The organism is Microcystis sp. M015S2 (assembly GCF_020245945.1).
In the GTDB taxonomy this organism is placed as follows: Bacteria; Cyanobacteriota; Cyanobacteriia; order Cyanobacteriales; family Microcystaceae; genus Microcystis.
Genome location: NZ_JADBTX010000015.1, coordinates 24,330 through 35,383, shown reverse-complemented (window position 1 = coordinate 35,383; position 11,054 = coordinate 24,330). Strand labels below are relative to the sequence as shown.

At 36.3% G+C, this 11,054-nt stretch carries 8 protein-coding genes and 1 pseudogene; 4 read left to right on the top strand and 5 right to left on the bottom strand.

What is annotated here, in order from left to right:
• Positions 1–199, top strand: a 199-nt coding sequence (locus IM473_RS02755) for a Uma2 family endonuclease (protein ID WP_287659523.1), incomplete at its 5' end; no start/stop codon positions are given.
• Between the two features lie 27 nt (positions 200–226).
• Here IM473_RS02755 and IM473_RS02750 read toward each other — a convergent pair.
• From IM473_RS02750 to IM473_RS02740, 3 genes are all read right to left on the bottom strand, one after another.
• Complete coding sequence (locus tag IM473_RS02750; protein WP_287659522.1) at positions 227–484, bottom strand: hypothetical protein; 258 nt, start codon at positions 482–484, stop codon at positions 227–229.
• Between the two features lie 78 nt (positions 485–562).
• Positions 563–1,108 (bottom strand): OmpA family protein, encoded by a 546-nt coding sequence (locus IM473_RS02745; RefSeq protein ID WP_287659521.1) that lies wholly within the window; start codon positions 1,106–1,108, stop codon positions 563–565.
• 388 nt (positions 1,109–1,496) lie between these two features.
• Complete coding sequence (locus tag IM473_RS02740; protein WP_287659520.1) at positions 1,497–2,813, bottom strand: hypothetical protein; 1,317 nt, start codon at positions 2,811–2,813, stop codon at positions 1,497–1,499.
• Between the two features lie 116 nt (positions 2,814–2,929).
• Here IM473_RS02740 and IM473_RS02735 point away from each other — a divergent pair, with 116 nt between their 5' ends.
• The 3 genes from IM473_RS02735 to IM473_RS02725 are packed head-to-tail and all read left to right on the top strand — an operon-like array spanning position 2,930 to position 9,317.
• Complete coding sequence (locus tag IM473_RS02735) at positions 2,930–3,316, top strand: hypothetical protein (protein WP_287659519.1); 387 nt, start codon at positions 2,930–2,932, stop codon at positions 3,314–3,316.
• Between the two features lie 3 nt (positions 3,317–3,319).
• A complete protein-coding gene (locus IM473_RS02730; RefSeq protein WP_287659518.1) occupies positions 3,320–7,192 on the top strand; it encodes a caspase family protein in 3,873 nt (1,290 codons plus the stop codon).
• Positions 7,193–7,202: 10 nt separating this feature from the next.
• Positions 7,203–9,317 carry a coiled-coil domain-containing protein gene (locus tag IM473_RS02725; RefSeq protein ID WP_287690343.1) on the top strand — a complete coding sequence of 705 codons (2,115 nt, stop codon included), beginning with the start codon at positions 7,203–7,205 and terminating at the stop codon, positions 9,315–9,317.
• 151 nt (positions 9,318–9,468) lie between these two features.
• Here the strand turns inward: IM473_RS02725 and IM473_RS02720 are convergent, their stop codons facing one another.
• Together IM473_RS02720 and IM473_RS02715 are read right to left on the bottom strand one after the other, a co-directional pair.
• Positions 9,469–10,677, bottom strand: coding sequence for an RNA-guided endonuclease InsQ/TnpB family protein (locus tag IM473_RS02720; RefSeq protein WP_287659515.1), 1,209 nt, complete (start codon positions 10,675–10,677; stop codon positions 9,469–9,471).
• Between the two features lie 110 nt (positions 10,678–10,787).
• Positions 10,788–10,910 (bottom strand): annotated as a pseudogene (locus IM473_RS02715) (VWA domain-containing protein); the annotation flags it as partial.
• Between the last annotated feature and the right edge of the window lie 144 nt (positions 10,911–11,054).

The following is an 11,054-nucleotide window of genomic DNA, read 5'->3' as shown; positions in this document are numbered from 1 at the left end:
TAAATTTAATGATTATCAAACTCTAGAAAGTTTAGAGGAATATGTCTTAGTGAATAGTAAACACCAACGAGTGGAAACTTTTCGACGGGGTGAACAGGGTTTATGGATTCTGCAAACCTATCAGCAAGAAAGTTTTAGTTTGCAGAGTATTAATCTGACGGCATCTTTTCGGGATTTATACGAGGATGTCACCCTATAGGGAATGAAAAATCATTAAGGTACAACCTCAAAAGGTTGATTTCCATACCGTTTGGTCTTTATCATCTAAAATATTTGTAAAAACTTGTTCTACTCGCTCAGATAAATCTGATGGCTGAAAATAAACTCGTCCAACTCTTCCTTTTAATTTTTGGTCTAGGGTTTCTGGAGTGGAAGAATTGGAAGATTGATTAGGTAGAATGGTCAATCTCACTCGCTGACCTGCTAATTTAGCACTATGCTGTAAAATTTCTTCCCAAGTCCCCTCTAAAGTGTTTTGTTCCATAGATATTGATTTGAATTTCGTTCTTTCCTCAGTGTAACAAGCAAAAGATAAAAAAACAAATTTCTAGATTTTTTTGTCTTATTGTTTTTTACCGGGGGGAATAAAACGGATTTCAATTCTGCGTCTGCTTGCATCTGCGTCACGATTAACCGCAGCTAATTTACCCGATGGGAGGTATAACTGTCCTGCGGAAAAAGCTCGAAATTTGACGTTTTTTAGTTTACCAGTGTTTTCGATTTCTTGCACTACTGCTAAAGCTCGCATTAATCCTAAATCAGTGTTAGAACCGGGTACTAGCATTTTAACAGATTGTTTTCTGCTGGCAACCGATTCGATATTTTTATCGAGATTACTTGTCTGTTGTATCCCTTGTCCGTCGGTATGTCCAATTACCTGAATAAAGTCGATTTCTCTGTCTTTTGTAATGGTTTCGATAGCGGGAATAATGCGCTGACGAATATAGGTTTTTAAAGCGGGGTTTAATTCCGCACTTCCCGACTGAAATTTGAATTTTCCTGATTTTTCATCGATAACTATGGGGGTTGCTGTTTGCAGTTTTTGAAGTTTTCGATTTGCTTCTTGGAGATACCTAATCAGTAGATATCTCCAAGAGTGATAAACCAATCACAGCTTGCTTTTATGCTGTGTACTAACAAAGTAGTGCGACAGCTGAAATCGATGTCTTTCGTTGCTAATTTAATTTTATAGAAAAACTATGGGGCAAGTAAAATAATTTTTATTTAGCCCAACTCCTTTGCCGGAAACATTTTCAGTCTTAAAATAATATTATGGAGGTGTCTAATGGTCAACTGGCTATTTAATCGCTTACAGTTGAATAAATTGTCTAAATCTCTTCCTTAATTCCTTCTTAGAGGCGATAATGAAGATAAATTCGTTATGTCTGCTTGTCCTATTGAATAAATTTAATCACTTATTTTTGGTGTTCTCTCTTATATTTTTGCATAAATGGGATGCTCTCGATGCTCCCGTGTTTTGATTGATTGACAAACCCCTACTTTTTGTGGATAATAAAGCAAAGACGGCCAAGAGCAACATTTGGCTTATTTTCAATAATTCTAAAAGTCGTATCTCCTAGATTATATAAAAAGGGTTGTAAATTGTAAGTTCTATCTCCTGCAAAAATTTCGTTTTCGCCAAAACTCCAATCTTTCCACCAAGACGGGGCTTGATATGGTCTTGATGAGCCAGAAATTTTTTCGGGAAACACATCAAAAATTAAGCGATAAACGCCAATTCCTTGAGGATTATTGTCAAGATTTATTAAAGCATTAAATTCTAATTGATTATTCGTAGATTGCCAATTCGTTAGTTGAAGGGGAATCAGTGAACTTTGGGGATCTAATCTTTCAAATTTTTCTTTGTTGTTATTAAAGTCACTATTACCATTGAGTTGATAACTAGCAGAATTCCCTAGGGGCAAAGTATAGGGCAGAGGATTATAGTTGAGTCTATATTTTAAAGAAGTCTCTCTGGGAATATTATTGCTTGTTTGACTAGGAATAATAAGTCGTTCTACATTTTGAGGATTCTCCACTTTTTTCATCACTATTTGACCATCATTAATTACTTCTACTCGTCTAATTCCTAATTTTTGAGGATTATCTGATGTCGGAGAAGAAGATGAAGGGATAGGTTGTTCATTGACATTAATTTGTAGTAAAGCAGGTTTTTCAAAAATTTGAGTGGAGAAAATAACAAAATTTTCAGCAGGAAAATTAAGTCCTGTATTTTGACTTTCCGATTTGATTTTATCGAAATATTGTTTAACCTGAGAATAGCGACCTAACACTAAGATATAAAAGGGATGATTTGTTTTAACACTGGGATAACGAATATTATCTAATCCAACATCATAAATATCCCCCCAAAATTCACTTTTGACTGGGATAATACCGACGGCGTAACCATCCTTCAGGAGATAATGATCTTTGAGTTGTGCTACTAAGTCTTCCCATTGGGCTTTTTCTTGATATAAATCCGTCACAATAACGTAGAGGGAATTGGGCGGATCAGTCTTTTGGGGTGCGATAATTTTATGAGTGGCCGCATCTCTTAATTCAGGTCTTCCCCCACTATAAAACCAGGCAGTTTCAGCCGATTGATGATTGATCGGCTCCTTGAGTCGCTGAGTCCCAAAAACATAAAAGGTAGGAGATGGCGTGACGGGAAAAGCCGCATTTGTTGCACTTCTTAATAATCTTAGGGTTCTAATATAGCGACTGTTGCGATCGCTGACAAACCCTTTCATAGAGGGCGTACCATCAATTTGAATGATGATTTTTTCTGGTTTGTCAGGATTTGATGACATAAATTTAGAACACAAAAACTTGATTTATGTTGTAGTGGTTTTATATTGTAATTGATACTGTTCCTGTCTGCCATTAGTTGGATTATAATAAGTCTAGTAATAATGAACAAACAATTATGAACATTAACATAAATTTACAACACGAGGTTACATCCGAAGACTCTTATGAATTAGAATACCTTGCTATGCTAATTGAAAAAGAGTGTAACTTAACCGTAAAAGAAGAAAAAATTGAATCTTTATCTAAGGTGAAGGATGGCGGATTAACGATAGGAATAGCCATTGCTAGTTTAGCCTTATCTGCTGTCGGAACTTTTATTTCAGTTTTAGCATACTGGCAATCTCAAAAACCCAGATACTCTGTTTCAATGACAATTGGAACTCAAACTTATACCATTGAAAATATTTCTCCGCAACAAATTGAAAATATTCAAACTACAATTGCTCAACTTCAGTCTAACTCAACACAATCAAATATTTTGGTCAACATTTATAAACAATAAATCATGAACGAAACAACAGGGAAAAGAATAGCATTTGTTGTTAATGCACGGACAGGGGATGAATTGCAGGCTGGCAACCGTGATTCATCTCGTTTGTGGACTTTGTTAACCGATCCTAATCTTGGAAGATGCGAGCCTATTTATCCGCCCCTTCACAATTGTGAGAACGAATTTTCCTTTTTAAAAAAACTAAAAGAAATTCTCAAAAAATTGAATTCTAGCGATCAATTATTGTTCTATTTCTCCGGGCATGGAATTGTCAAAAATCAGCAATATTGTATTAAAATGGGCTTAGATGAAGATAGTTATTACCCTTTTAAAAATCTTATAAATCAGCTAAGAGTATCAGGAATTGAGCGTGCTATCATTATTATTGATGCTTGTCATAGTGGCAAAATATTAAGTGAAATAGGGACTAAAAAAAACGAATTTAATCCCTTGGAAAATCTAGAAATAGAATTACCCAAAGGTATTGCTATTATTGCCTCTTGTCAAGAAAGTCAGAAGAGCTATGAATTGCCAGACAGTTCATCTAGCGTCTTCACCCATTTGTTATGTCAAGCGATAGAAGGGGGGTTAGATGGTCAAGCTACTCCCAATAGTTTAATTAGTATTTCTGATGTTATTGGATATATACAAAAACAGCTAGAAACCAATAAAATTTATAAAAGTTATCCTCAAAAACCTATTTTTACGATCAACGGGGCTAATCAAGATATTTGGATTGCTAAAAATAAAAGTGGTTTACAAGAAATTGATAATAATATAGTACATAATTCTAAGATTATCTCTTCTCAAGAAGACCTAAGATTATTATATGAAAAAACTGTTCCTAGTCGTCATCCCTGTATAGAAGCCAGAATAGAGGAGTTAGATTGGGATTCAATTATAGAATATGCTCAAAGAGTTTATCCTAATGAGTTGTGGAAAGGAAAGAACAGGGAAGACATTTTAGATTTTCTAAGTTTATATTCACCTATTGATCATTTAGGACAACGGAAACTACACAAATCAGCCGTATTGTGCTTCCATAAATATCCGGATAAAATTTTTTCCACAGCTAGATCAATTTTCGTGTTTGGACAACTTGATAGTCCACAATTCCAAAGAGAAGAGATTTGTGGCTCTCTACCTTATCAATTTAAACAATTAATGGAACGAGTGACTCAAAAAATGGAGAAAATATCTTACATAGGTCAAAAAGGACTTAGACAAGAAACCGATGAAATTGACCTTGTAGTTATCAGAGAATTAATATCAAATGCTATCACTCATAGAGATTACAATAAATCAGGAAATATTACAGTGAAGCTAACACCACAAGCTTTAGAAGTCCATAGTCCAGGAAATTTTCCTGATTCAATTTCATGGGAACAACTGATATATGAGGATCATACATTATCTGTGCCAATCGATGAAGCATTGTCCATGTATTTATCAAGATTACTGGTACTGGAAGGAATAGGACGCGGATTTTCTATTATTCGTAAATATATTAAAGATAATGGCGAAGCGAGCATTACACATACATTTAAAGGAGATATGACTTGTATTCGTCTTTTGCGAAAATTAAAAGAGAAAATAGACATTTTAATACCAAGTAAAGTGGGGATTGTGGGGACTGACACAAAATCTAAGACAAATTTGCATCGCATTATTGAAGAAGATATTTTTGCCGAAGCTTTCTACTATTTAGAAGGAGGGGAACAATTACCGGGGGCATTACTTCCTAAAGGGATAGAGGAAATTACTTACACAGTTGATGAACAAGAACGTCACTTAACCCCTTTATTACCGCTAAAACCTGACATTCTTAATTATTTTAGCCCAGAAGAACTCATAAAGCTTCTTGCTTTTAATCCGACGACCATTGGCAACCAATCAGCCGTCAGAGTATCTTTAACTTTACCCTTATCTGGGGGAGACTTTACCATTCACAGAGAGTATCCTATTGAAGTTAATAATGCGATTACAGCGAAACCATTCTTAGAAATTTGGCCGAATTTTAAAGCTCCGAACTGGAAAGCGTATTATGCGCTATATTTTGACAACCGCACCGAAGCGACCAAACAAAATAAAATCTTTCGAGCCGTTTTCCCCGAAGCGGCAGAAATTCATCCCCTTGATCTTAAAGACTTCCAAATTACTCGTTTAGATAGTTTTCCCGATTATATTCTTTGTCAGGATGAAACAGGGATTTCTCAAGGGTTAATTTTGTTGAAAACACCTCCTAAAGTGGGAGATCAAAATCCCAATAAAACATGGACAGTAGGCGTTGATTTTGGTACATCTTTCACCAGTGTCTATTATCACATTAATAATGTGCGCGACGCTGTCACCTTAACGCCGCTGCATCTTCAAATCACTCAAGCTACTCCAATTGAGCGTTTCAGCATTTTATATGACTACTTCATGTCGGGTGAAGCTAAAACATTTCCCCTTTCATCCGTTCTGACCATTAGAGGGAGTAAAGAAGAGGAAAGACCTGTACTAGATGGACGGGTCTATATCCTAGAAGATGTCAGGCAGTTTGACCCCACTCAAGATGATATTAAGACCGAGCTTAAATGGATGCCTGAGAATATTGCTTATAATCGCACCTTTCTAAAGCATTTAGCCCTTTTAATTACGGCTGAAGCGGCGAAAAATCATGTCAAAAAGATCAACTGGTCTATTTCCTATCCCTCGGCCTTTTCTCGCAGTGACAAAAATCTCTATAAAGTGACGTGGCAACGAATTATCGAGGATTTAGGCAAAACGACGGGAATTGACCATAAATGGTTAGACAGAGGCAACCCCTATCGTGCAGAAAGTTTAGCATTAGCCCATTATTTTGCCGATGAAGAAGGAAAAGACCTCCTTTATACCACCTGCATTGATATGGGAGGGGGAACGTCCGATATTTCTATCTGGGTTGGTAATCGTTTGATTCATCAATGTTCGGTACAGATAGCAGGAAGACTCCTCTTTTCCCAATTTTGGAAAAACCGACCTGATTTTCTTAATCAGCAATTTAATACAGATTTAAGTGATTTAAGCAGTAGTTTGCGGGATGAACCCTTTTTCGTGAAACTTGATGGCTTATTGGCGGCCGAAGGAAGCAAGTGGTTAGAACGCAATCGAACGCTGATGGACGACGATCCTGATCTGCAAACGATTGTACAACTTTCTACACTAGGGATTTCAGGTTTGTATTACTATATCGGTCTTGTATTGCGTGCTTTAGACGTTGAGGAAAAATACACTCGTAAGCTGAATACGCCAGTCTATATTGGGGGAAATGGTTCTCGGATTCTCAATTGGTTGGATTTAAGTGGAAGGTTTAGTCCAGATTGTGAAGCCTCTCTCCTTTTTAGCCGATTGCTCAGTAAAGCATCAGGATTTGAGAACAAAACAGAACCCACTGTCCTCAGTTCTAAACCGAAAGCAGAAGTCGCTTGTGGCTTAGTTTTAGATCAAAATGTGACTCGTTTAACGGGATTACAAGATGATGATGAAGTGATTTTCGCAGGAGAAGATTGTGAGGTGAATGGGGTGGCTTTTGGCTGGCAAGATCGCCTTGATTTAACTCAATTTCAAAAAATTGAAAGCTTTAAGCTGGTTGGATCAGATGATGAGGAGGTAGGATTAGCCAATCTTCAGAAATTTCTAGAGGATTTTCAACAAGCTTTTAAGGAGTTAAAAATCACCAGTATTAAACCGCTCAGACAGTATGACGATGAGCAATGGCGCAATAGTCTCTGGACAAAGGTTAAGCGTTCGGTAGAATCCAATTTAACGAATTTAGAAGGTCGTAACTCAGAGGATGTCAGGGTTGAACCTCCCTTTATCTTGGGGTTAAAAGCCTTATTAAAAGAATTAAATAGCAGACTATAGGAGGAAAGGAATGATGAGGGTTAGAAAAACAGTTCTGATACTTTATTTAGCAACAGGATTATCTGTGGGGTTGTTAAGTGGTTGTAATCCTTTTAGCAAGTCTCAAGAACAACCCCCTGCTTCTTCTACAGGAACAAGTAATCAACCAGTAACAGATAATCAACAGACTCCTGCTATTGAAAATTTAAGGACACTGCAACAAAAACGCACGGCTCTGAATACTTTTGTTGCGAATATTAAAGTTACAGAAAATGGCACAAAAGTAGAAAATCCTGTAGATTATGCTGAGGCAAAAAAAATTGTTGATGAACTTGCTACTGCTTACAAGACATTTAAAGATAGTTTATCTGATGATATTAAAACGAAAATCGGTTTTAATAATATTGATTCAAAAATTGAACCTATCCTAGTAGGAACTTCTCAACAGCGAAAAATTCTAGAAGATTTAGCCAAATCGCAGTACAGTGAGGCTCAAAATAAACTATCTCAATTAGAAATTGATAGCCAGCCTATTTATAAGGAATCAGATATTGATGGAGAGGATGGTTCAAAACAACGAATTGCAACTAAAAAGCTATTAGAGCAAATTTTAAATGTAACTCAACCTCTCGCCACTTTAAAAATTGATAATTTATCAGAGCAACCTACTTTAACTGCTGATCAGTTAAAAATTCAATTAGAACAACTTAAGAAGGATATTAATCGTAATAATTGGATATGGCCTTTACTAAATACTCTCGCGTTACTTTCAGTTCCCATTAGTTTTGTTTTTTTATGGGATATGATGGGTAAGATTGTTTTGATTCACAAATTTCAGAAAACAGGAAAACAAGAGACAGATATTCAACGATTTAAGAATGAGATAGTCGCTATTAAAAGTAATCTTCAAGAAATGAGTAATGAGTTGACAAAATACTTAAAAAACAATGAATCAAAAGAAGAATTGAAATTAACCTTGCGTAAAATCGATGAAGTAAAGCGCGATCTTGAAAGGATTTATCATGATGTTATTTTACAGCATCTGGACACCTTAGATCCGACTCAAGATTTAATCGAAAATTATGCAGAACGTCCGACCCGCAATTTTTCAACACCTCAAGACAATTTCTCCCTTCAGCAACTAGGTGATCTTAATACCAAACTCGATAAATTATTGCAAATTAATCAACAAAATCTGTCTGTGAGATACTCCAGTGAAAATAGTGGATTATTAAGCCAAATATGGCATCGCATTCAACAGATTCCTTCAGACTCTCCCGCTTTATCTTATGAATTAGAACAATTAAATTCTCAACTACAAAGATATGATAAGAAAAATAAAGAGTTAAAAAGTAAATGTGATCAATTACAGCATCAAATTGATAACTCAAGTCAGTCTGAGAATCAACTTAAAAACCATGAAGAAAGTATTAAACGTTTAACACTTGAACGAGATCAACTCCAAGAACAACTTGAACTGTTCAATTCAGGAGAAGTGGAACAGTTGCGTAAGAAAAATCAGGAACTTGATAGTTCTTGTCAAAACCTAGAAGAACTATTGTACAATGTAAACATTGAAAAAGTACAACTAGAACAACAAGCTACAACTCTAAATAGTCAAGTAACCCAGTTACAGCAAGATAAAAAAGATTTAGAGTTAACAGCTAATGAAAATGTCGAGGAGATTCAAAAACTTAAAAAAGAGATTGATCGACTAAGAAAGCTGCTTAAAAAAGAGGCAATTGAGACAGAAGATATTCCCCAGCAATGGCAAAACATAATCAATTCCTATAATAAGTCTCCAGATGCTATCCTTAATATTCATGGGGTACACAAACAGGGAGAAGTGGTTGAGAAGGAAGACACAGGAATGAAAAGATGGGACAATTCTCGTGAACCTGTTATCCTGACTCCCAATCAATCCCCCGATGGATTTTATGTTATCTCAGTAGGAAATGATTATTTACTCTTTCCGAAACAACACGCAATTGCTGAGTCTCAAGAATTCACGGCATCTGCTTTATTTGATGGCTATAAAGGCGGCGACACCCGTAAATTTACCTTAATTTCACCTGCACAAGTTACCCCGGTTGGTGGCCGTGGGATGTGGCAACTTAAATACAAAGGAAGATTAGAATACAATTAATGTAAGCTAACAAGCTCAAATATTTTAGATAACTTCCCGTATTTATCAATAATAAACGGAATCGTTATTTTTTAAACTATCGCGAATAATTTGACCGAGGCGCGTGCGTCCTTCATCATTAAAGTTAACACTACCGTTGACACTCCCCGCTCTAAAGAGACGGGGATTCTTGGTTCACAGAGATTACTTGCTTAGACAGAATTGCTTCTGAAAAAGTAGAGGTATTCTCTCCCCAAGCGTTTATTGGATCTAGCCCAAAGGTTCCGGTATGCCCTACCGTACTTAGTCCCCTTTTAAGGATGTTGATTGCGGCGTTTTCATCCCGATCCAAAACACATCCACACTTACACTGATGGGTTCTAGTCGATAAAGATTTTTTGACAGTTTCACCACAGTTTGAACAGTTTTGGCTTGTATAATTCGGTGCGACAGCAATCGTTATCTTGCCGAATTTAACCCCAAAATACTCTATCCATTCCCGAAACTGATACCAGGCCGCATCATTTATCGATTTAGCTAGACAATGATTCTTGACTAAGTTCTTAACTCTTAAATCCTCGTAGGCTATCACATCGCTAGAGTGAACTACGCACTTTGCTAATTTCACAGCAAAGTCTTGACGTTGCCTATTTACTTTAAGGTGAGCTTTAGCTAATCTTTGTCTAGCTTTTTGACGATTTTTACTTCCCTTTTTCTTTTTAGATAATCGCCTTTGAAGTCGTTTTAATCGTTTCTCGGACTTTCTCAAGAATTGAGGATTATCAACCTTGTTGCCATTGTTATCTGTATAGAAAGAAGCCAAACCTACATCTAAGCCAATACACTTACCTGATGGTTTAACATCTTCTTTAACGTCACAAGAAAGGACAAATTGACAATAATAACCGTCCGCTCTCCGAATCAACCTAACCCGTTTAATATCGGATTCTTGAAAGTACCCTAAATCCCAAGTTCCTACCAACTTAAGAACACCAATGTTTTTCTTGTCAGTGAACTTAACAGTTTTAGGGCTAAGAAGCTTCCATCCTGATTGTTTGTATTCAACAGAGCGAGATTTTTTAAATTGAGGATACCCCTTTTTGCCTGATACTTTACGTTTACAGTTGTCGTAAAAACGACTAATTGAACTCCAAGCACGTTCAGCACTTGCCTGTCTAGCAGTTGAATTAAGTTCATCGGCAAATTTAAAGTCCTGAGCTAATTCTTTAGAATATCGGTATAAATCGTTCTTACCCGTACCTTTTGTATCCATCCATAACCTTACACATTTGTTACGGATGAATTGAGCAGTACGAATAGCATCGTCTATGGCTTGATACTGTTGAGTTTTAGCTTTAACTTTAAACTCTAAGACAAACATTTTACGCAGGGGGTACTTAGATAAAATCAGTATAGCACAATAAAAGTTAAGTTAACAAGCTATAGTTTAAAAAGCCGTCCTAAAAGGACGGGGCTTTAACCCAAAATTTCGGTAAGATCGATCGCTAGGATAACATCTCGTCCTTGCCAACGAGCCACCAAATCTAATCCCAGTTTTTGCCAATCGGTAAGCGATTCCCCGGGGGATACCGTTAAACAGTCAGCACTTTTCATCTAGCCTTGTCCAAGAGTGAAAAATTGAGCTTGTCCCTATTCTTCCGCCATTGTAGTAAAAAATCAATACTTCTTAAAAGTTTTTTTCGCTTTTATTCTCGACTTGCCCTAGGTTATTGTCAATAGTAACCATAGATTAAACTA

Bases quoted from the DNA above. Each gene is read 5' to 3' on its own strand.
- IM473_RS02750 (WP_287659522.1), bottom strand. From the start codon at position 484: ATGGAACAAAACACTTTAGAGGGGACTTGGGAAGAAATTTTACAGCAT.
- IM473_RS02740 (WP_287659520.1), bottom strand. From the start codon at position 2,813: ATGTCATCAAATCCTGACAAACCAGAAAAAATCATCATTCAAATTGAT.
- IM473_RS02725 (WP_287690343.1), top strand. From the start codon at position 7,203: ATGATGAGGGTTAGAAAAACAGTTCTGATACTTTATTTAGCAACAGGA.
- IM473_RS02730 (WP_287659518.1), top strand. From the start codon at position 3,320: ATGAACGAAACAACAGGGAAAAGAATAGCATTTGTTGTTAATGCACGG.
- IM473_RS02720 (WP_287659515.1), bottom strand. From the start codon at position 10,677: ATGTTTGTCTTAGAGTTTAAAGTTAAAGCTAAAACTCAACAGTATCAA.
- IM473_RS02735 (WP_287659519.1), top strand. From the start codon at position 2,930: ATGAACATTAACATAAATTTACAACACGAGGTTACATCCGAAGACTCT.